This window comes from Aeromonas sp. s10 (genome assembly GCF_040907975.1).
Taxonomy (GTDB): domain Bacteria; phylum Pseudomonadota; class Gammaproteobacteria; order Enterobacterales; family Aeromonadaceae; genus Aeromonas; species Aeromonas caviae.
This window is the reverse complement of record NZ_JBFOCV010000033.1, coordinates 133,942-154,043: the sequence shown is the minus strand read 5'-3', so window position 1 is coordinate 154,043 and position 20,102 is coordinate 133,942. Positions and strand designations below refer to the sequence as shown.

Here is a 20,102-nt window from a genome sequence, read left to right as displayed (position 1 = left end):
TAATGAATATTGTGTTAGGTTATCGGACAATTGCCCCATTCCAACCCGATATTTGAGGAGTGAAATCATGCATGACGACCTGGATATCAAGTCCCTGGTTGCCGATCTGCGCGTGGTCAGAGTTCGCTATGAACTGCCGGATACCGCGGCATTTGTGCGTTATCAACCTGCTTATGACGAGGACCCCAACAACCTCAAGGTACACCACTACGATGGCGAGTTGCCGCTCTCTTGCAGCAACACAGGTTCTTTCAGTCTAAAGGAGTTGGTCAATGAGCTGCGCTATGCCTATGTGCTGGTTCACCTCTTCCCCGACGAGAGTGCCATGAACTTTTATCTGGCGGGTCTGGACAATGGGCTGGCACAGCTGGAGTTCATCGGTGGCTCCTATGACTTCAACCGCCTCTGGATCACCAGCGGTGTCTCCAATCTGGGGGTGCCCATGGCTATCTTCCTCGGCAAACGCCACGCAGTGAACGGCCAGCCGTCGGTGACCCTGGTGGATCACCGTGAGCAGGTGGCAGGTCGTCTGGCCTATCGCGCCATCGGCGGTGCCGGCGATCACGTGGGTGAAGACTTTTTCAACAACGACTAAGGAGGCCCGATGCGAGCAACCAAAGGGCTTTTGAAAGGCCTCAATCCCACCATGGCCATGACGGCCCTCACCGTCGTGACCCTCTTCCTGCTGTTCGGCGTCTTTGATCCGGATACCGCAGGCACCTGGTTTACCGGGGCCAAGGACACCATCATTGCTGGCTTCAAGTGGTATTACATCCTGGTGGTCGCCCTGTTCCTGTTCTTCGCCGTCTACCTGATGTTCAGCCGCTTTGGCAGCATCCGGCTGGGCGACGACGACCAGGTACCGGAGTTTGGCTACTTTGCCTGGTTCTCCATGCTGTTCAGCGCAGGCATGGGCATAGGCCTGGTGTTCTGGAGCATCGCCGAGCCCATGTATCACCTGCAGGGCAACCCCTTCATCACCGAAGGTATGACGCCGGAAGCGGCCCAGATCGCCATGCGCCTCACCTTCTTCCACTGGGGTCTGCACCCCTGGGCCATCTATGTGATCGTCGGCCTGTCGCTGGCCTTCTTCAGCTATCGACGCAAGCTGCCACTGGCCATTCGTTCCGTGCTCTATCCGCTGCTCGGCGATCGCATCTATGGCTTCTGGGGCCATGCCGCCGACGTGCTGGCGGTGTTCGGTACCGTGTTCGGGGTGGCGACCTCCCTTGGGCTGGGCGTCTCCCAGATGAACACCGGCCTCAATCAGATGTTCGGCATGGGCGTGTCACAAGCGAACCAGCTCTGGCTCATCGGTGGCATCAGCCTGATTGCCACCCTGTCTGCCATCTCCGGCGTCGGGCGCGGGGTGAAGATCCTCTCCGAACTCAATATCTGGTTGAGCGTGTTCGTGCTGGGCCTCTTCCTGGTGCTGGGGCCGACCACCTACATACTCAACGCCTATGTGCAGAACATCGGTGATTACCTGCAGAACATCGTCAAGCTGAGCTTCTGGACCAATACCGAAGCCAACGGTACCTCGGCCTGGCAGTCTAGCTGGACCGCATTTTACTGGGGCTGGTGGATCGCGTGGGCACCCTTTGTCGGCATGTTCATCGCCCGCATCTCCAAGGGCCGCACGATTCGTGAATTCGTGCTCGGTGTTCTGCTGGTGCCCTCCCTGCTCGGCATGTTCTGGCTCACCGTGTTCGGCGGGACTGCCATGAACCTGGAGCTGTTCGGTGGCGGCGGCGTGGTGGAAGCGGTCAATCAGGATGTCACCATGGCGCTCTACAAGACGGTGGAACTGCTGCACTGGGAGACCTTCGGCTGGATTGCCAAGGGGGTGCTGACCCTGCTTATCTGCACCTACTTCATCACCTCCAGCGACTCGGGCACGCTCGTGATTACGACGCTGCTCTCCATCGGCGACCAGGATCCTCCCGTGCTGCACCGTGCCATCTGGGGACTGGGGCAGGGGCTGGTCGCGGCCATTCTGCTGGTCTCCGGCGGGCTTGCCGCCCTGCAGGCCGCCAGCATCATCGCCGCGCTGCCCTTCTCGGTCATCATGCTGGCCATGTGCTACTCCCTGATGCAGGGGCTCAAACAGGAGAGCCAGCACCAGTTCGAATACAGGCAGAAGCTCAAGCGCCATCCGGGGTCGGTCAATCTGAGCCTGATGGATCGCATCGGTCCGGGCTGATGACAGGTTCGGTCAAACGAAAGGGGAACCTCGCGGTTCCCCTTTTTCATGCCTGTTCGGCGGTCGGTAGCTACAGCATCTGCTTGAGTCGATAGAGCAGGTCAAGGGCCTGGCGCGGGGTCAGCTCGTCCGGGCGAACTGCTGCCAGCTCCTCCACCACAGGATGGGGTTGCGGGGCGAGAGTGACCGGAGCCGGACGGCTTTCGCCGGCGGCCACCGGAGTGGCACTCTCCAGCTCGTGCAGTTTGTGGCGGGCCTGGTGGATCACCGACTTCGGCACCCCGGCCAGCGCCGCTACCTGCAGGCCGTAGGATCGGCTGGCCGCCCCCTCCTGCACCGCGTGCATGAAGGCGATGGTGTCGCCGTGCTCCACCGCATCCAGGTGGACGTTGGCCAGCCCGCTCATCAGCTCGGGCAGGCGGGTCAGCTCGAAGTAGTGGGTGGCGAACAGGGTGTAGGCGCCAATCTTGCTTGCCAGCTGCTCGGCGCAGGCCCAGGCCAGCGAGAGGCCGTCGTAGGTGCTGGTGCCGCGGCCAATCTCGTCCATCAGCACCAGACTGCGGGCGGTGGCGTTGTTGAGGATATTGGCAGTCTCGGTCATCTCCACCATAAAGGTGGAGCGGCCGGAGGCGAGATCATCCGACGCCCCGATGCGGGTGAAGATGCGGTCGATGGGGCCGATGCGGGCGCTGTCGGCGGGCACGAATGCGCCGATATGGGCCAGCAGAACGATGAGCGCAGTCTGGCGCATGTAGGTGGACTTACCGCCCATGTTGGGGCCGGTGATGATCAACATCCGCCGCTCCCTCTCCAGCCGGATGGGGTTGGCGATAAAGGGGTCGGTCATCACCTGCTCCACCACCGGATGGCGGCCCGCTTCAATGATGATCTGATCCTCATCGATGAGGGTAGGGCAGCGATAGTCGAGGGTCTCTGCCCGCTCGGCCAGGTTGGCCAGTACGTCCAGCTCCGCCAGGGCGGCAGCAGACTCCTGCAGATCGCCAAGGTGCGGCAGCAGGGCGTCGAGCAGCTCTTCGTAGAGACGTTTTTCCAGCGCCAGGGCCTGGGCCTGGGCGGTGAGCACCTTGTCCTCGTACTTCTTCAGCTCATCGATGATATAGCGCTCGTTGTTTTTCAGCGTCTGGCGGCGGATGTAGTGGGTCGGCACCAGGTGGCTGTTGGCGCGGCTCACCTCAATGTAGAAGCCGTGCACCTTGTTGTAGCTCACCTTGAGGGTGTTGATGCCGGTGAGCGCCTTCTCCCGCTCCTCGATGCGGGCCAGGCTGGCGGTGGCGCCATTGGCCAGATCCCGCAGCTCGTCCAGATCAGTGTTGAACCCTTCACGGATGACGCCGCCATCGCGGATGAGCACCGGCGGCACCTCCATCACGGCACGCTCCAGCAGATCGAACAGCTCGGGGAAGGTACTTGCCCGCTCGCGCAGTTGCTGCACCGCCTCGTGCTCGCTCTCCGCCAGCAGCCGCTGCAACTCGGGCAGCTGAGCGAAAGCCTGCCGCAACCGGGTCAGATCGCGCGGGCGGGCCGAGCGCAGGGCGAGACGCGCCAGCACCCGCTCCACGTCACCGACCTGGCGCAGCAATCCGCCCAACTCGTCATAGAGGTTCTGCTCGATGAGCTCCTTGATGGTGCTCTGGCGACCTTTGAGGATCACCCGGTCGCGGATCGGCTGATGGATCCAGCGCTTGAGCAGCCGGCTGCCCATCGGCGTGGCGGTGCAATCGAGCACGGCGGAGAGGGTGTTGTCGTGGCCGCCAGCCAGATTCTGGGTCAGCTCCAGATTGCGGCGGGTGGCGGCATCCATGATGACCGCATGATCGGGCTGCTCCAGGCGCACGCTGCGAATGTGGGGCAGGGCGGTGCGCTGGGTGTCTTTCACGTACTGCATCAGGCAGCCGGCGGCGCACAGGGCGGTCTCGCTCTGCTCGACCCCAAAGCCCACCAGATCCTGGGTGCCGAACTGCTGGCACAAGAGCTTGCGGGCGGTGCCGAGCTCGAACTCCCACTCCGGGCGGCGACGCAGACCGCGGCGACCCTCGACATGGTGCAGGAAGGCGAACGATTCGGGGTAGAGCAGCTCCGCCGGATTGGTGCGTTGCAGCTCCGCCAGCAGGGTCTCTTCTTTCTCGAACTGGTTGATGAAGAAGCGACCGGAGCCGATGTCCATGGTGCCGTAACCGAAGCGGCGGCCATCGTGGTAGACGGCGGCGATCAGGTTGTCCTGCCGTTCGCTGAGCAGCGCCTCGTCGGAGACGGTACCCGGGGTGATGATGCGAATGACCTTGCGCTCCACCGGCCCCTTGCTGGTGGCGGGGTCCCCCACCTGCTCGCAGATGGCGGCCGATTCGCCGAGCTGTACCAGCTTGGCGAGATACCCCTCGATGGCGTGATAGGGCACCCCGGCCATCGGGATGGGGCTGCCGGCCGACTGGCCGCGCTTGGTCAGGGAGATGTCGAGCAGCTGGGAGGCCTTGCGGGCGTCGTCGTAGAAGAGCTCGTAGAAGTCACCCATGCGATAGAACAGCAGGATCTCCGGGTTTTCGGCCTTGAGAGTCAGATACTGCTGCATCATGGGGGTGTGGGCGCTCAAGTTGGCGCCTGGCGCTTGGTATTGTGCTGTCATGTGCTATTCCAGAAGGTGCTCTTGCGGGCAAACGTCTGCCGTCATGGGTCTGAATCTGGGGGCCATTCTACATGCTCGAGGCAAGATGGTGAGGAGGAATCTCCGTCTTGGGGGCAAAGCCGGCATCCCGTCGCGGATCTGTGCATCCGGATGATGCTGACCAGAGTGGCCTGGGATGGAGCCTGGCCAAGAAGAGGCACGGGGGAGGAGAAATAGCATCCCCGCACGGATGCGGGGATGGGAGAGACGGGGAGAGTGTCGCCCTCAGTACATGGCTTCGTCGCCGCTCAGCATCTCGTGCAGTTTGGCTTTCTGCTCGGGTGTCAGCACCCGGCTCACCTCGAAGAGGTAGTGGGCGCGATGGTAGCGGGCCTCGGCCTGTACGTCGCTGATGGTCTGCAACTGCTTTCTCGCCGCCACTTCATCCCATTTGCCGGACTTGATCATGTTGACGATGACGTCCTGGCCGATGGCATCAAGCTTGATTGAGCCCAGCTCCCTGGTGGCCTGCTCGCGCAGCCCCTTGATCTGCTCCACCTGGGCGCTGGAGAGGTTCAGTTCCTGGGCCAGGGTGGTCTCGCTCCGCAGCTCGGCGGTACCCTCGGTGGCAAAGGCATGGGTGGCGATACACATTGCGAGGGCTGTCATGGCGACGTTGAACGGATGCTTCATCCGGCTTTCTCCTTGGTCTGATGGGATGGAAACCGCATGCATGGCGGTGTTGGAACATGATAACGAGCAGCCATGTACTGGAGCTTAAGCGACGACAACTTGCTGACGCAGTGGCCCCGGGGTCGGTTGCCCGAGGAGCGGGGCAACTGCATAATGAGCGCCATATTTCGCCTGGAAGAGGCCGGAAGAGGACGCGATGATGGGACTTGAAGCAGAGATCTCCCGCTTATCCCGGGAACTGGGCGAGGCACTGCTGGCCAGAGGCTGGCTTGCCGCCACGGCGGAATCCTGCACCGGCGGCGGGGTTGCCACTGCCATCACGGATACTGCCGGCAGCTCGGCCTGGTTCGATCGCGGTTTCGTGACCTACACCAACGAAGCCAAACAGCAGATGCTCGGCGTCAGCATCGATAGCCTGTTGCGCCACGGTGCCGTCAGCGAACCCGTGGTGCTGGAGATGACCCGGGGCTGCCTGGCTCGCTCCGATGCGGGTATCTGCGTGGCCATCAGCGGTATCGCCGGGCCTGGTGGTGGCAGCGAGGAGAAACCGGTCGGCACTGTCTGGTTTGCCTGGGCAGATCGTACCGGTCGTCACCACTCCCTGCTCGCCCGTTTCGATGGGGATCGCCATCAGGTGCGCCAGCAGGCGGTCAGACAGGCCTTGTCCGGACTCCTGGCACTGCTCAAATAAATTGGGCTTGATACTGTATGCATAAACAGTATACTTAGCCCAACTTCACTTCTTACTCACGATTCCCAGCGGAGATTGGCATGGATCAGAACAAACAGAAGGCACTGGCGGCTGCGCTGGGCCAGATCGAAAAGCAGTTTGGCAAAGGCTCCATCATGCGTCTGGGCGACAGCAAGACCATGGATATCGAAGCCATCTCCACCGGCTCTCTCTCTCTGGACGTGGCGCTGGGGATCGGTGGTCTGCCGTGCGGTCGTATCGTCGAGATCTACGGTCCGGAATCGTCCGGTAAAACTACGCTGACCCTGCAGGTGATCGCCGAAGCCCAGAAGAAGGGCAAGACCTGTGCCTTCGTCGATGCGGAGCACGCACTGGATCCTATCTATGCCGCCAAGCTGGGCGTCAACGTCGACGACCTGCTCATCTCCCAGCCGGATACCGGTGAACAGGCACTGGAGATTTGCGACATGCTGGTGCGCTCCAATGCCGTCGACGTCATCATCGTCGACTCCGTGGCGGCCTTGACCCCGAAAGCGGAAATCGAAGGCGAAATGGGTGACTCCCACGTCGGCCTGCAGGCCCGACTGATGTCCCAGGCGCTGCGTAAATTGACCGCCAACATCAAGAACGCCAACTGCCTGTGCATCTTCATCAACCAGATTCGGATGAAGATCGGTGTCATGTTCGGCAGCCCGGAGACCACTACCGGTGGTAACGCTCTGAAGTTCTACGCTTCCGTGCGCCTGGACATCCGTCGTACCGGCGCCATCAAGGAGGGTGACGAAGTGGTCGGTAACGAGACCCGCGTCAAGGTCGTCAAGAACAAGGTGGCGCCACCTTTCAAGCAGGCTGAATTCCAGATCTTCTATGGTGCCGGCATCTCCAAGGAGGGCGAGCTGGTGGATCTCGGCGTCAAGCACAAGCTGATCGACAAGGCGGGGGCCTGGTACAGCTACAACGGCGAGAAGATCGGCCAGGGCAAAGCCAACGTGATGAAGCTCTTCTCCGAAAACAAGGCACTGGCTGCCGAGGTGGAAGTGAAGCTGCGCGAGCTGCTGCTCTCCGGCGCCGCGCCGGTGGAGGAGAAGGCCACGGCTGCCGAATACGCCGAGTTTGAAGCCGAAAACGAACAAGAGTTCGAATAAGGAATGAGGAAAGGCCGGGTTGATACCCGGCCTTGTTGTTTATGGTGGATGAATCAGTGAACGAGCCGGGCGAGCCCGTCGAATTGACCTTTGAAGAGCTGGTCGTCACCGCCCGCGCTTTTGCCATGCGTAGTCTTGCCCGCCGCGAAAGTGCGGAGTCCGAGCTGGCCAGACGCCTGCGTCAGAAGGGATTCGAGGAGGAGGTGGTCGCCGTTGTACTCGACCATTGCCGTGGCTATGGCTGGGTCAATGACGATCGTTACGGTGCCATGGCGGTGCGGGCCGGTGCGGCCAAAGGCCATGGTCCGCTCAGGATCCGCTTCGACCTGCGTCGCAAGGGGCTGGATGACACCCAGATCGAGGCGGCCCTGGATCAACCCGAGCTCGACTGGTTCGAACTGGCGCTTGCGTTGTTGTCGCGTCGGGCAAAGGCGACCGACTTTGCCGACTTCAAACTGCGCATGAAGTGGCTCAAATATCTGATGGGGCGTGGTTTTACCCAGGAGCAAGCCCGTTACGCCCTCTCAGCCATGCAAGGTGAGCAATAGTGGCGCGCCGAGGTTGGACCTATGGGCAGGATTTCCCTTGGTGTGCGGTGCGGCTGGTGGGGAATATCAGCCCTTCGCCGGGTCTGTCAATGGTGGCCCTGTGGTCAAGCGAGGCATCCCGAAGCCCCCCTGTTGCGACGTGCTTGCGGGTGCTGCTGCCAAACGCTGGCCCCTTGGGGGCTATTTCACCCGCCAAGGGTCCCCACGTTTTACTTTACCCTGCAGAAAACTTACATTAATGCGGTTAAAAGTCCGTATTCGAATCAAGCAGGATTTTCCATGTACATGTCCACGTCAGAGATTCGCGCTGCGTTTCTCGAGTATTTCCGCACCCAGGGACACCAGGTTGTCTCTTCCAGCTCGCTGGTACCGCACAACGATCCGACCCTGCTGTTCACCAACGCAGGGATGAACCAGTTCAAGGACGTGTTCCTTGGCGCCGACAAGCGTGCCTATCACCGTGCCACCACGGCCCAGCGTTGCGTGCGGGCTGGCGGCAAGCACAATGACCTGGAAAACGTCGGCTATACCGCCCGTCACCATACCTTCTTCGAGATGCTGGGCAACTTCAGCTTCGGTGACTACTTCAAACAGGACGCCATCCGGTTTGCATGGGAATTCCTGACCGGTACCCTCAAGCTGCCCAAAGAGCGCCTGCTGGTGACCGTCTACGCGACTGATGACGAAGCCTTCGACATCTGGGAAAAAGAGGTCGGCGTGCCGGCCGATCGCATCGTGCGCATCGGTGACAACAAGGGTGCTCCTTATGCATCCGACAATTTCTGGGCCATGGGCGATACCGGCCCATGCGGTCCCTGCACCGAGATCTTCTACGACCACGGCGATCACATCTGGGGTGGCCCTCCCGGTTCACCGGAAGAGGATGGCGACCGCTTCATCGAGATCTGGAACGTGGTCTTCATGCAGTTCAACCGTCAGGCTGACGGCACCATGGAGCCGCTGCCCCGTCCGTCCGTGGATACCGGCATGGGTCTGGAGCGTATCTCCGCCATCATGCAGGGGGTGCACTCCAACTATGAGATCGACATCTTCCAGGCGTTGATCAAGAAGGCGGCCGAGATTGTCGGCACCACGGATCTGAGCAACCAGTCCCTGCGCGTCATCGCGGACCACATCCGTTCCTGCGCCTTCCTGGTGGCTGACGGTGTCATGCCCTCCAATGAAGGTCGCGGCTACGTGCTGCGCCGCATCATCCGCCGCGCCGTGCGTCACGGCCGCAAGCTGGGTGCTACCGACGTCTTCTTCTACAAGCTGGCTGCCGAGCTGGCCGTGCAGATGAAGGATGTGGCGGCGGAACTGATCGCCCAGCTGCCGCTGGTCGAGCGAGTGTTGCGCATCGAGGAGGAGCAGTTCGTCCGCACGCTGGACAGAGGTCTGCTGCTGCTGGAAGACGCCCTGGCCAACCTCGGTGATGCCAAGGTGATCCCGGGTGAAGTGGTGTTCAAGCTCTATGACACATACGGCTTCCCGGCCGACCTGACCGCCGACGTGGTGCGCGAGCGCGAGATCGGCATCGACGAAGAGGGCTTCAAGGCTGAGATGGAGAAGCAGCGCGCCCGTGCGAAAGAGGCTTCCAGTTTCGGTGTGAACTACAACGACGTGCTGAAGCTCGATTTCGAGACCCCCTTTACCGGTTACAAGCAACTGAGCCAGAACACCCAGGTGGTCGGTATCTACAAGGATGGTGTCGAGGTCAATGGCCTCATCGCCGGTGAAGAGGCAGTGATCGTGCTGGCGGAGACCCCCTTCTATGCGGAGTCCGGCGGTCAGGTGGGTGACAGCGGCATCCTCAAGGTGGATGACGGCATCTTCGCCGTCACCGACACCCAGAAAGCGGGCAAGGCGATCATCCACAAGGGCTATCTGGAACTGGGTACCCTGGAGAAGGGAGCCGAGGTCGAGGCCGTGGTCGATGGCGACCGTCGTCAGGCCATCGCCCTTAACCACTCCGTGACTCACCTGTTGCACGCGGCCTTGCGCCAGGCGCTGGGTGAGCACGTGACCCAGAAAGGATCCCTGGTGGGCGCCGAGCGCATGCGCTTCGACTTCTCCCACTTCGAAGGGCTGACCATGGCGACCATTCGCCGGATCGAGGAGCTCGTCAACGCCCAGATCCGTGCCAACCACGAGGTGGCGACCCAGCTGATGGGGCTGGAAGAGGCCAAGTCAGCCGGTGCCATGGCGCTGTTTGGCGAGAAATATGAAGACGATGTGCGCGTGGTACGCATGGGCGACTACTCCACCGAGCTGTGCGGCGGTACTCACGCCAAGCGCACCGGTGATATCGGCTTCTTCAAGATCATTGCCGAGAGCGGCATCGCGGCTGGCGTGCGTCGTATCGAAGCGGTCACCGGCAAGAGCGCCATCGATCTGATGCACCAATTGGGTGAACAGATCGAAGAGGCCGCCGCGCTGGTGAAGGGCGATCAGTTCTCCATCGCCGACAAGGTTCGCCAGGTACTGGACAAGGCCAAGATGATGGAGCGCGAGCTGGAACAGCTCAAGGCCAAGCTGGCGGCGCAGGCGGGTAACGATCTGCTGAGTCAGGTCATCGACATCAATGGCCAGAAGGTGCTGGTTGCCGCCCTGGAAGGGGTCGACCCCAAATCCCTGCGCGGCATGCTGGACGAGCTGAAGAACCAGATGAAATCCGGTGTCGTGCTGCTGGCAACCAGCAGTGATGGCAAGGTCAACCTGATCGCGGGCGTGACCAATGACCTGACCGGCAAGGTCAAAGCTGGTGAGCTGGTCAATCTGGTGGCCCAGCAGGTGGGTGGCAAGGGCGGTGGTCGTCCCGACATGGCACAGGCGGGTGGTACCCAGCCTGAGGCGGTGCCGGCGGCGCTGCAATCCGTTCACTCCTGGCTGGAAGAGCGCCTGTAAGCGGGCGAGGTGATCTGTGGCACTCTATGTACAGAAGTACGGTGGCACCTCGGTCGGCACGCTGGAGCGGATCGAGGCAGTTGCTGAGCGGGTTCAACTGACCCGTGCCCAGGGACATGACGTGGTGGTGGTGGTCTCCGCCATGTCGGGCGAAACCAACCGGTTGCTGGGCATGGCCCAGCAGCTGGACCAGGATGCCAACCGGCGCGAGATGGATGTGCTGATCTCCACCGGTGAGCAGGTCACCATTGCGCTGCTGGCGATTGCGCTCAACAAGCGCGGTTGCCCCGCAGTCTCGATGACCGGTGATCAGGTCCGCATCCACACCGACTCCGCCTATGGCAAGGCGCGCATCACCCGTATCGACACCGAGGAGGTGGAAGCCGCACTCGGTGCCGGCAAGGTGGTGGTGATTGCCGGTTTCCAGGGGCGCGATGAGCACAATGCCATCACGACCTTGGGCCGAGGAGGTTCGGATACCACCGCGGTGGCCGTGGCTGCGGCCATCAAGGCCGATGAGTGCCAGATCTTTACCGATGTGGACGGGGTGTATACCACGGATCCGCGCATCGAGCCCAAGGCGCGTCGCCTCGATACCATCACCTTCGAGGAGATGCTCGAGATGGCGAGTCTCGGTGCCAAGGTGTTGCAGATCCGTTCGGTCGAGTTCGCGGGCAAGTACCGCGTGCCGCTAAGGGTGCTGTCGAGTTTCGTCGACGGAGAGGGAACCTTAATCACATATGGAGGTGAGAGGATGGAAGCACCCCTGGTATCCGGCATTGCGTTCAATCGCAACGAGGCCAGCCTGACCATTCTGGGTGTGCCGGACAGGCCGACCGTGGCCGCGCAGATCCTGAATCCGATCAGCGACGCCAACATAGATGTCGACATGATAGTGCAGAACACCATGGGAGATGGCACCGCCGATTTCACCTTCACGGTGAATCGCGATGATTATCGCCGGGCCCGCGCCTTGCTGGAGGAGACCGCCAGCGAGCTGGGGGCCGCCTGCGTGCAGGGCAACGGAGAGATCGCCAAGGTCTCCATCGTCGGGGTCGGCATGTGGAATCATCCTGGTGTAGCGCGCACCATGTTCAAGGTATTGGGTGAGGAAGGGATCAACATGCAGCTGATCTCCACCTCTGAAATCAAGATATCCGTGGTGATTGACGAGAAGTACCTGGAGCTGGCCGTGCGTTCGTTGCACTCGGCGTTCGGGTTGGATCAAGAGCCTCATGAGCAGCCCTTGGGAAACAATCCCTGATTGATTTAGTTTCAACCATTTACCATATCGGTATCTTTGTAAGATAATGGCGCATATCGATATAAATACAAAACAGGATACAGGAGCAAGCGAATGCTTATTTTGACTCGTCGTGTAGGGGAAACCCTGATGATTGGTGACGAAGTAACCGTTACCGTACTGGGCGTAAAAGGGAACCAGGTTCGTATCGGTGTGAATGCACCGAAAGAGGTTTCCGTACACCGCGAAGAGATCTACATGCGGATACAGGCCGAGAAAGTCCCGGGCCAACCGAATTTCTAAGCCATTTCATGGCTGCCTGAAGGCGACATCCCGGATGTCGCCTTTTGTTTTTCAGGGGCCTGCAAATCGGCCTGTAGAGCGCGAAACTACTGGGTAAGTGTCGATATTGCTTGAATATTCCACTCTTTGGCCAAATGCTGAGCGAACGCTCTGTTTTCTCCAAAAAAGTGTTTGACTAAAAATCCCTGTGAAGTATTATCAGCCCCGCAAACGGAGAGGTGGCCGAGAGGCTGAAGGCGCTCCCCTGCTAAGGGAGTATGCGGCTTATACCCGCATCGGGGGTTCGAATCCCCCCTTCTCCGCCATTTTGCGCCCGTAGCTCAGCTGGATAGAGTACCTGGCTACGAACCAGGTGGTCAGAGGTTCGAATCCTCTCGGGCGCACCATATTTGACTCTTGGAGTCATGTGTTGACCATCAGCAAGTCGACACTAAAGAAGGCTTACTGTTGAGTAAGCTTTTTTTATCGTTTGAAAACAGGGCGCCCGTAGCTCAGCTGGATAGAGTACCTGGCTACGAACCAGGTGGTCAGAGGTTCGAATCCTCTCGGGCGCACCATTTCAAGCAATACAATGATTTATGAGCGCCCGTAGCTCAGCTGGATAGAGTACCTGGCTACGAACCAGGTGGTCAGAGGTTCGAATCCTCTCGGGCGCACCATGTTTAAAGCAGTGCAACAATTTATGAGCGCCCGTAGCTCAGCTGGATAGAGTACCTGGCTACGAACCAGGTGGTCAGAGGTTCGAATCCTCTCGGGCGCACCATGTTTAAAGCAGTGCAACAATTTATGAGCGCCCGTAGCTCAGCTGGATAGAGTACCTGGCTACGAACCAGGTGGTCAGAGGTTCGAATCCTCTCGGGCGCACCATGTTTAAAGCAGTGCAACAATTTATGAGCGCCCGTAGCTCAGCTGGATAGAGTACCTGGCTACGAACCAGGTGGTCAGAGGTTCGAATCCTCTCGGGCGCACCATGTTTAAAGCAGTGCAACAATTTATGAGCGCCCGTAGCTCAGCTGGATAGAGTACCTGGCTACGAACCAGGTGGTCAGAGGTTCGAATCCTCTCGGGCGCACCATGTTTAAAGCAGTGCAACAATTTATGAGCGCCCGTAGCTCAGCTGGATAGAGTACCTGGCTACGAACCAGGTGGTCAGAGGTTCGAATCCTCTCGGGCGCACCATGTTTAAAGCAGTGCAACAATTTATGAGCGCCCGTAGCTCAGCTGGATAGAGTACCTGGCTACGAACCAGGTGGTCAGAGGTTCGAATCCTCTCGGGCGCACCATGTTTAAAGCAGTGCAACAAGTTGTGAGCGCCCGTAGCTCAGCTGGATAGAGTACCTGGCTACGAACCAGGTGGTCAGAGGTTCGAATCCTCTCGGGCGCACCATACAGACAGCCTCGACGTCAGTCGGGGCTGTTTTTTTATGGGCGATATCCTCCTCCCCATCATGGGGTTGTCTCTCTCGTGTCCTTCTCCCTGACGCTCCCATGGGGGATGGTTCCCCCTTGCTGCACGTGCCCCCGGGTCACCACTCTCCACGTGTCTTGCCTGGCAGGCTGCTGACGCATCCCGTGGCCGTGCCTGTGGCGACCTGGGTGCCCGAACCATGCGCATCTATGCTGTGCGGGGCTGGCGCCCTCTGGCGGCCTGCTGAGGCGTTTGGCGGGCAATAAAAAAGGATGCCGCGGCATCCTTTCATGTCTTCGTGGAGAGAATCAGCTTTTCAGCCACTTGCGGATGCGGTTGGCATCCCCGACAGGGGTGCGTTTGCCCACCGAGTTGAGCAGTACGATGGCGAGCTCCTGACGATCCGGTTTGGCACGCATCAGCAGGCAGCGGCCCGCTTCGTCGGTATAGCCTGTCTTGGAGAGGCGTACATCCCAGTCCGGGTTCTTCACCAGGGGGTTGGTATTGTTGAACATCAGGCTGTAGGCCGGCTTGCGAAAGCGCATCTCCCTGCTGGTGTCCTGGGTGAATTCACGGATCAGCGGCTGTCGATAGGCCGCAGAGAGGAGCTTGGCCAGATCCTGGGCGGTGGAGACGTTGCGGGTGGAGAGACCGGTGGAGTCATAGTAGCGGGTGTTGCGCATGCCGAGCTGTCTGGCTTTGTTGTTCATGGCGCGGATGAAGGCCTGGCGACCCCCCGGGTAGTGGCGGGCAAGCGCCGAGGCCATGCGGTTCTCGGAGGACATCAGCGCCAGATGCAGGGCGTCGCGGCGGCTGACCTGGGTGCCCATGCGCACCCGTGAATAGGTGTGCTTGATGTTGTCCCTGTCGTTCTGATCGATGGTCAGGGTCTGATTGAGGTTCTGGCGGGCATCCAGCACCACCAGCGCCGTCATCAGCTTGGTGAGGGAGGCGATGGGGCGCACCCGGGTGGGGTTTTTCTGATACAGGGTCTTGCCGGTGTTGACATCCATCACCAGGGCACTGCCCGATTTGAGCTGCAGCTTGGCCGGGTCGGGAGTCGCCAGGGCTGTCTGCGAACCCAGCAGTCCCATCAATCCACCTACCAGCGCGATTGCGCGAATCCAACACCCCATACAACCAACTCCATCCACAGCGAAAAAAGGCGCTAGATTCACTCATTTTTGCCCCTGCTTTACAAGAGCGAGCAGGGGGAATTCGCCACTATTTTCCATAAAAAAGGGCCGCCTGTGGGCGACCCTGTGGCTTGTCTCACTCTCTGGAGACGCCGGGCTTGCGTCTGCTCCACCAGCGCCAGACCAGAGCGATGAGGCCGCCCACCAGCAGCACGACCGGCAGGTAGAGAATGACGCTGAGAAATTGGGACTCATACTGCGCGGCCAGCTTGGTGTGGCTCAGGTAGTAACCCAGCCCGACCAGGGGGCAGATCCACATGATGGAGCTGATCAGGTTGACCACCAAGAAGCGCCCCTGGGGGATCTCGTTGGCGCCGACGATATAGGGGTAGGCGGTACGCACAAAGGCGATGTAGCGGGCGGTGATCAGGGTGATGATGCCGTACTTGTTGAGCAGGTAGTGCACCTTCTCCTTGTGCTTGTCATCGAGGTGGGACATCAGCCTGTGATACATCCGGGTGTGGCCGAGGAAACGCCCCTGCATGTAGCCAAGCCAGGTACCGACGAAGGTCGCCATGATCAGCAGCGGGACCACCGCCATCGGCAACACCCCCTGATAGATCAGCACGCCGGTCAGGATCAGCAGGGTATCCCCTGGCAGGAAGGCGGTGGGGATAAAGCCATTCTCGAGCACCAGGAAGGTCAGCAGGACGACATAGACCATGAAGACCATCTTGGGATCAGAGAGTGTCGCCAGATCCTGATGCATAAAGGCGTGAGCCAGGTGGTAAAACTGCTCCATACATGCAAACTCCGCAGGTTAGCTGGGTTGGTCGGTCAAGGGCATGGCAAGTACCTTGTCGATGCGCAGGCCGTCCATATCCACGATTTCCAGTTGCCACTGTTCCAGGGTGACCAGGTCTCCGGTCTGGGGAAGGCGGCCAAGGAGCAGCATGATAAGCCCTCCAAGGGTGTGATAGTGATGTTTTTCTTCTTCCGGCAGACGAACCAGCTCCAGACAGTCCTTCAATTCTGGCAGTGGAATGAGGCCGTCGAGCAGCCAGCTGCCGTCGGCACGCTGGAAGGCCCAGTTGTCCTCCCCATCTTCCTGCTGGAAGTCGCCGGCCAGGGTTTCCAGCAGATCCTGCTGGGTGACCAGCCCCTGCAGCTCGCCATATTCGTCCACCACCAGCACCATGTGCTCGGAGTGGGTACGGAAGTGGTTGAGCAGCTCCAGGCCGTTGAGGGTCTCCGGCAGCAGGCTGCCGTCCTGGGTCAGCGCCGCCAGATCGATGGGTTCTCCCTTGATGTAGGCGTGCAGCACCTTGCTGACGTTGAGGATGCCGACGAGATCCGACAGGCTGCCGTCACAGACAGGGAAGAAGCTGTGGCGATACTCCACCAGACGTTGGAGGTTCACTTCCAGCGGCAGTGACAGGTCCAGATAGCGGATGTCGCTGCGCGGCACCATCAGGGAGGCCAGGCTGCGTTCGTCGAGGCGGAACACGTTGCGCAACATAGTGTGCTCATGGTCCTCGATCACCCCCGCTTCGGAGCCCTCCACCAGCATGGCGTGGATCTCCTCCTGAGTGACGTTGTTGCTGCTGCGCTGATCGACCCGCAGCAGCCGCAGGCTGGCGTTGGTGGAGGCGGAGAGCAACCAGACGAAGGGACGGGTCAGGGTCGCCAGCCAGAGCATGGGGCGGGCTACCAGACAGGCGATGCGCTCGGCGCTGAGTTGTCCGAGGCGTTTGGGCACGAGCTCCCCTACCACGATGGAGAGATAGGTGACCAGCACGACCACGATGACGGTGGCGAGCAGGCTGCTGCTCTTGGGGGAGAGCCCCCACTCCTGCAGCCAGAGGGCGAAGGGCTGGGCCAGCAGGGACTCGCCATAGATACCGTTGAGCAAGCCGATGCTGGTGATGCCGATCTGCACGGCGGAGAGGAAATGGGTCGGATCTTCCCCGAGCTTGAGGGCGATGGCGGCGGAGCGGCTCCCTTCGCTCGCCATTTTGGCGAGGCGTGCCTTGCGTGCCGTCACGATGGCGATTTCCGACATGGCGAAGACGCCATTGAGCAAAATCAATCCAAACAGGATCAATATTTCCATACTGCAGCAGCACTCCCGATAGAAAAGACCGCTGGCAGTGTAATGAATTTGCGGGCTCTGCGCTTGTGAAAGGAGGTGATTTGGCTCGTGAATTTTTGAATATCGCCCCGGCGGGAGGGATAAAACCGGCAGGGCAGGAGAGGGAGAACTGAACCCTGACATGAAAAAGCCCCCGATAAACGGGGGCTTGTCATGTTGCGCTGTGGCTTAGAGCGCGGCGATCTCGACCTGCTGGGCTTCCAGCTTGGTCAGCTGGAGACGGTAATCTTCCAGCTTCTCGCGCTCCTTGATGATGACCGCTTCCGGTGCCTTGGCGACGAAGGCTTCGTTGCCGAGCTTGCCTTCGATGCGGCCGCACTCGCCCACCAGACGGGCCACCTCTTTGGCCAGACGGGCCAGTTCGGCTTCCTTGTCGATGAGACCGGCCATCGGGATCATCAGCTCGGTGGCACCGATCAGCTTCTTGACCGACAGCGGGGCGGTTTCACCGGCCGCCAGTACGCGAATGGATTCCAGACGGGCCAGCGACTTGAGGAAGGCCTCGTTGTCAGCGGCGCGCTGGGCGTCCTTGGCATCGCACTGGAGCAGCACGTTGAGGGGCACGCTCGGCGCCACGTTCATCTCGGCGCGGATGTTGCGGATGCTGACGATGAACTCCTTCACCCACTCCAGATCCGCCATCGCGGCGTCGTCCACCTTGGCGGCGTCGAATTCCGGGAAAGCCTGAATCATGATGGTGTCGGCGTGTACGCCGGCCAGCGGGGCGACCGATTTCCAGATGGTTTCGGTGATGAACGGGATGATCGGGTGTGCCAGGCGTAGCAGGGTCTCGAGGACACTGACGAGGGTGTGGCGGGCAGCGCGCTGCTCGGCCTCGGAGCCCTTGGTCAGTACCGGCTTGGTCAGCTCCAGATACCAGTCACAGAACTGGTTCCAGATAAATTCGTACAACACGCCGGCCGCGATATCGAAGCGGTAGGTATCGAGGGCGGTACGGAAGTCACGGATGGCCACTTGCAGCTGGGACTGGATCCAGCGATCCGCCAGGCTGAACTGCATCTCGCCACCATTCCCTTGCGAAGAGAAGCCACAATCCTGATCTTCGGTGTTCATCAGCACATAGCGGGAGGCGTTCCACAGCTTGTTGCAGAAGTTGTTGTAGCCATCCAGGCGCTTCATGTCCCAGTTGATGTCACGACCGGTGGAGGCCAGCGCCGCCAGGGTGAAGCGCAGGGCGTCGGTGCCGTGGGCATTGATCCCTTCCGGGAACTGCTTGGCGGTGCGCTTGGCGATCTTCTCGGCCATCTGCGGCTGCATCATGTTGCCGGTGCGCTTCTCCAGCAGGTCTTCCAGGGAGATGCCGTCGATCATGTCGAGGGGGTCCAGCACGTTGCCCTTGGACTTGGACATCTTCTGGCCTTCTTCGTCACGGATGAGGCCGGTGATGTAGACGGTCTTGAACGGGACTTGCGGCTGGCCGTTCTCGTCCTTGATGAAGTGCATGGTCATCATGATCATCCGGGCAATCCAGAAGAAGATGATGTCGAAGCCGCTCATCAGCACGTCGGTCGGGTGGAAGGTCTTGAGTGCCTCGGTGTTGTTCGGCCAGCCCAGAGTGGAGAAGGTCCACAGGGCGGAGCTGAACCAGGTGTCGAGCACGTCTTCGTCCTGACGCAGCACGGTCACGGACGGGATGCTGTGCTTGGCGCGCACTTCCTCTTCGTTGCGGCCCACGTAGACGTTGCCGGCATCGTCATACCAGGCCGGGATGCGGTGACCCCACCACAGCTGACGGGAGACGCACCAGTCCTGAATGTCGCGCATCCAGGAGAAGTACATGTTTTCGTACTGCTTTGGCACGAACTGGATGCGGCCATCTTCCACCGCCTCGATGGCGGTCTTGGCCATGGGGGCCACGCGCACGTACCACTGGTCGGTCAGCATGGGCTCGATAGGCACGCCGCCGCGATCGCCGTACGGCTGTTGCAGCACATGATCCTTGATCTCGGCCAGGAGGCCGAGCTCGTCCAGCTTGGCGACGATGGCCTTGCGGGCGGCGAAGCGTTCCATCCCGGCGAACTCGGTCGGCAGGGCAGCGTCATAGGCGGTGCTCGGGTTGCCATTGGTATCGACCACTTCGGCCTCGGCACGCACGTGGGCGTCCAGGGTGAAGATGTTGATCATCGGCAGGTTGTGGCGCTTGCCCACTTCGTTGTCGTTGAAGTCGTGGGCCGGGGTGATTTTCACGCAGCCGGTGCCCTTTTCCATGTCGGCGTGTTCGTCGGCAACGATGGGGATCAGACGGTTCACCAGCGGCAGCAGGATGTGCTGGCCGATCAGCGCCTTGTAGCGCGGGTCTTCCGGGTTCACGGCCACGGCGGTATCACCCAGCATGGTTTCCGGACGGGTGGTGGCGACGATCAGGTAATCCTTGCCTTCGGCGGTCTTGGCGCCGTTGGCCAGCGGGTAGCGAAGGTGCCACATGTGGCCCTTGATCTCGCGGTTTTCCACTTCCAGGTCGGAGATGGCGGTGTTGAGCTTGGGATCCCAGTTCACCAGACGCTTGCCGCGGTACATCAGGCCATCTTCGTACAGGCGCACGAACACTTCCTGGACGGCGGCGGAGAGGCCCTCATCCATGGTGAAGCGCTCGCGCTCCCAGTCCACGGAGTCACCCAGACGGCGCATCTGACGGGTGATGGTACCACCGGACTCTTCCTTCCACTGCCAGATCTTGTCGATGAAGGCTTCCCGGCCGTAATCGTGGCGAGTCTTGCCCTCTTCTGCGGCGATCTTGCGCTCAACCACCATCTGGGTGGCGATACCGGCGTGGTCGGTACCTGCCTGCCACAGGGTGTTCTTGCCCTGCATGCGGTTGTAGCGGATCAGGGTGTCCATCAGGGTTTGCTGGAAGGCGTGACCCATGTGCAGGCTGCCGGTGACGTTCGGCGGCGGGATCATGATGCAGAAGGAGTCTTTGCTGGTGTCGCCGTGGGGCTTGAAGTAACCCTGGGCTTCCCAGTGCTGATAGAGCGCCTGTTCGATGGCGTTGTGATTAAAAGTCTTTTCCATGGTCTCGCCGTATTCTGGATGGA

At 60.6% G+C, this 20,102-nt stretch carries 14 protein-coding genes and 11 tRNA genes; 19 read left to right on the top strand and 6 right to left on the bottom strand.

Translation table 11 applies throughout. The annotated features are described in order from the left end of the window. Window positions 1-67: 67 nt before the first annotated feature. Complete coding sequence (locus AB5Y59_RS09845) at window positions 68-595, top strand: hypothetical protein (protein ID WP_010672814.1); 528 nt, start codon at window positions 68-70, stop codon at window positions 593-595. Between the two features lie 9 nt (window positions 596-604). Beyond that, window positions 605-2,203 carry a BCCT family transporter gene (locus tag AB5Y59_RS09840; protein ID WP_368211905.1) on the top strand — a complete coding sequence of 533 codons (1,599 nt, stop codon included), beginning with the start codon at window positions 605-607 and terminating at the stop codon, window positions 2,201-2,203. 70 nt (window positions 2,204-2,273) lie between these two features. Here AB5Y59_RS09840 and mutS read toward each other — a convergent pair whose 3' ends face one another. Both mutS and AB5Y59_RS09830 read right to left on the bottom strand, forming a co-directional pair. Continuing rightward, complete coding sequence (gene mutS, locus AB5Y59_RS09835; protein ID WP_368211903.1) at window positions 2,274-4,844, bottom strand: DNA mismatch repair protein MutS; 2,571 nt, start codon at window positions 4,842-4,844, stop codon at window positions 2,274-2,276. Window positions 4,845-5,108: 264 nt separating this feature from the next. Continuing rightward, complete coding sequence (locus AB5Y59_RS09830; RefSeq protein WP_368211902.1) at window positions 5,109-5,516, bottom strand: Spy/CpxP family protein refolding chaperone; 408 nt, start codon at window positions 5,514-5,516, stop codon at window positions 5,109-5,111. 199 nt (window positions 5,517-5,715) lie between these two features. On the opposite strand from AB5Y59_RS09830, the gene pncC reads away from it, so the two are divergent. From pncC to AB5Y59_RS09745, 17 genes are all read left to right on the top strand, one after another. Continuing rightward, window positions 5,716-6,207 carry a nicotinamide-nucleotide amidase gene (gene pncC, locus AB5Y59_RS09825; protein WP_029313644.1) on the top strand — a complete coding sequence of 164 codons (492 nt, stop codon included), beginning with the start codon at window positions 5,716-5,718 and terminating at the stop codon, window positions 6,205-6,207. Window positions 6,208-6,287: 80 nt separating this feature from the next. Next, the gene (gene recA / locus AB5Y59_RS09820; protein ID WP_043154135.1) at window positions 6,288-7,352 is read left to right on the top strand and encodes a recombinase RecA; all 1,065 of its coding nucleotides are present in this window, start codon (window positions 6,288-6,290) and stop codon (window positions 7,350-7,352) included. Between the two features lie 41 nt (window positions 7,353-7,393). Continuing rightward, window positions 7,394-7,900, top strand: coding sequence for a regulatory protein RecX (locus AB5Y59_RS09815; RefSeq protein ID WP_319918805.1), 507 nt, complete (start codon window positions 7,394-7,396; stop codon window positions 7,898-7,900). A 279-nt stretch (window positions 7,901-8,179) separates the two neighbouring features. After that, complete coding sequence (gene alaS / locus AB5Y59_RS09810) at window positions 8,180-10,804, top strand: alanine--tRNA ligase (RefSeq protein ID WP_041212325.1); 2,625 nt, start codon at window positions 8,180-8,182, stop codon at window positions 10,802-10,804. Window positions 10,805-10,820: 16 nt separating this feature from the next. After that, window positions 10,821-12,068, top strand: coding sequence for an aspartate kinase (locus AB5Y59_RS09805; protein ID WP_069652249.1), 1,248 nt, complete (start codon window positions 10,821-10,823; stop codon window positions 12,066-12,068). Window positions 12,069-12,161: 93 nt separating this feature from the next. Continuing rightward, window positions 12,162-12,350, top strand: a complete 189-nt coding sequence (gene csrA / locus AB5Y59_RS09800; RefSeq protein WP_005315760.1) for a carbon storage regulator CsrA — start codon at window positions 12,162-12,164, stop codon at window positions 12,348-12,350. A gap of 212 nt (window positions 12,351-12,562) precedes the next feature. Next, a tRNA-Ser gene (locus AB5Y59_RS09795) sits at window positions 12,563-12,655 on the top strand. A 4-nt stretch (window positions 12,656-12,659) separates the two neighbouring features. Further along, a tRNA-Arg gene (locus AB5Y59_RS09790) sits at window positions 12,660-12,736 on the top strand. 94 nt (window positions 12,737-12,830) lie between these two features. After that, window positions 12,831-12,907, top strand: a tRNA-Arg gene (locus AB5Y59_RS09785). Window positions 12,908-12,932: 25 nt separating this feature from the next. After that, window positions 12,933-13,009, top strand: a tRNA-Arg gene (locus AB5Y59_RS09780). 27 nt (window positions 13,010-13,036) lie between these two features. Then, window positions 13,037-13,113: transfer RNA gene (locus tag AB5Y59_RS09775), tRNA-Arg, on the top strand. A gap of 27 nt (window positions 13,114-13,140) precedes the next feature. Then, window positions 13,141-13,217 (top strand) — tRNA-Arg (locus AB5Y59_RS09770). A 27-nt stretch (window positions 13,218-13,244) separates the two neighbouring features. Then, window positions 13,245-13,321, top strand: a tRNA-Arg gene (locus tag AB5Y59_RS09765). 27 nt (window positions 13,322-13,348) lie between these two features. Next, window positions 13,349-13,425: transfer RNA gene (locus tag AB5Y59_RS09760), tRNA-Arg, on the top strand. A gap of 27 nt (window positions 13,426-13,452) precedes the next feature. Continuing rightward, window positions 13,453-13,529: transfer RNA gene (locus AB5Y59_RS09755), tRNA-Arg, on the top strand. 27 nt (window positions 13,530-13,556) lie between these two features. Beyond that, window positions 13,557-13,633, top strand: a tRNA-Arg gene (locus AB5Y59_RS09750). Between the two features lie 27 nt (window positions 13,634-13,660). Then, a tRNA-Arg gene (locus tag AB5Y59_RS09745) sits at window positions 13,661-13,737 on the top strand. A gap of 329 nt (window positions 13,738-14,066) precedes the next feature. On the opposite strand, the gene pbpG is transcribed toward AB5Y59_RS09745, so the two are convergent. From pbpG to AB5Y59_RS09725, 4 genes are all read right to left on the bottom strand, one after another. Continuing rightward, the gene (pbpG, locus tag AB5Y59_RS09740) at window positions 14,067-14,894 is read right to left on the bottom strand and encodes a D-alanyl-D-alanine endopeptidase (RefSeq protein WP_041214408.1); all 828 of its coding nucleotides are present in this window, start codon (window positions 14,892-14,894) and stop codon (window positions 14,067-14,069) included. Between the two features lie 136 nt (window positions 14,895-15,030). Beyond that, a complete protein-coding gene (locus tag AB5Y59_RS09735) occupies window positions 15,031-15,696 on the bottom strand; it encodes a DedA family protein (protein WP_010672956.1) in 666 nt (221 codons plus the stop codon). 18 nt (window positions 15,697-15,714) lie between these two features. Beyond that, window positions 15,715-17,007 carry a hemolysin family protein gene (locus tag AB5Y59_RS09730; protein WP_029313724.1) on the bottom strand — a complete coding sequence of 431 codons (1,293 nt, stop codon included), beginning with the start codon at window positions 17,005-17,007 and terminating at the stop codon, window positions 15,715-15,717. A gap of 207 nt (window positions 17,008-17,214) precedes the next feature. Further along, on the bottom strand, window positions 17,215-20,079 hold the full coding sequence (locus AB5Y59_RS09725; protein WP_319885732.1) for a valine--tRNA ligase: 2,865 nt from the start codon (window positions 20,077-20,079) through the stop codon (window positions 17,215-17,217). Window positions 20,080-20,102 lie beyond the last annotated feature (23 nt).

Bases quoted from the DNA above. Each gene is read 5' to 3' on its own strand.
- AB5Y59_RS09845 (WP_010672814.1), top strand. From the start codon at position 68: ATGCATGACGACCTGGATATCAAGTCCCTGGTTGCCGATCTGCGCGTG.
- pncC (WP_029313644.1), top strand. From the start codon at position 5,716: ATGGGACTTGAAGCAGAGATCTCCCGCTTATCCCGGGAACTGGGCGAG.
- AB5Y59_RS09735 (WP_010672956.1), bottom strand. From the start codon at position 15,696: ATGGAGCAGTTTTACCACCTGGCTCACGCCTTTATGCATCAGGATCTG.
- AB5Y59_RS09815 (WP_319918805.1), top strand. From the start codon at position 7,394: ATGGTGGATGAATCAGTGAACGAGCCGGGCGAGCCCGTCGAATTGACC.
- AB5Y59_RS09730 (WP_029313724.1), bottom strand. From the start codon at position 17,007: ATGGAAATATTGATCCTGTTTGGATTGATTTTGCTCAATGGCGTCTTC.
- csrA (WP_005315760.1), top strand. From the start codon at position 12,162: ATGCTTATTTTGACTCGTCGTGTAGGGGAAACCCTGATGATTGGTGAC.
- AB5Y59_RS09830 (WP_368211902.1), bottom strand. From the start codon at position 5,516: ATGAAGCATCCGTTCAACGTCGCCATGACAGCCCTCGCAATGTGTATC.
- alaS (WP_041212325.1), top strand. From the start codon at position 8,180: ATGTACATGTCCACGTCAGAGATTCGCGCTGCGTTTCTCGAGTATTTC.
- pbpG (WP_041214408.1), bottom strand. From the start codon at position 14,894: ATGGGGTGTTGGATTCGCGCAATCGCGCTGGTAGGTGGATTGATGGGA.
- mutS (WP_368211903.1), bottom strand. From the start codon at position 4,844: ATGACAGCACAATACCAAGCGCCAGGCGCCAACTTGAGCGCCCACACC.
- AB5Y59_RS09840 (WP_368211905.1), top strand. From the start codon at position 605: ATGCGAGCAACCAAAGGGCTTTTGAAAGGCCTCAATCCCACCATGGCC.
- AB5Y59_RS09725 (WP_319885732.1), bottom strand. From the start codon at position 20,079: ATGGAAAAGACTTTTAATCACAACGCCATCGAACAGGCGCTCTATCAG.
- recA (WP_043154135.1), top strand. From the start codon at position 6,288: ATGGATCAGAACAAACAGAAGGCACTGGCGGCTGCGCTGGGCCAGATC.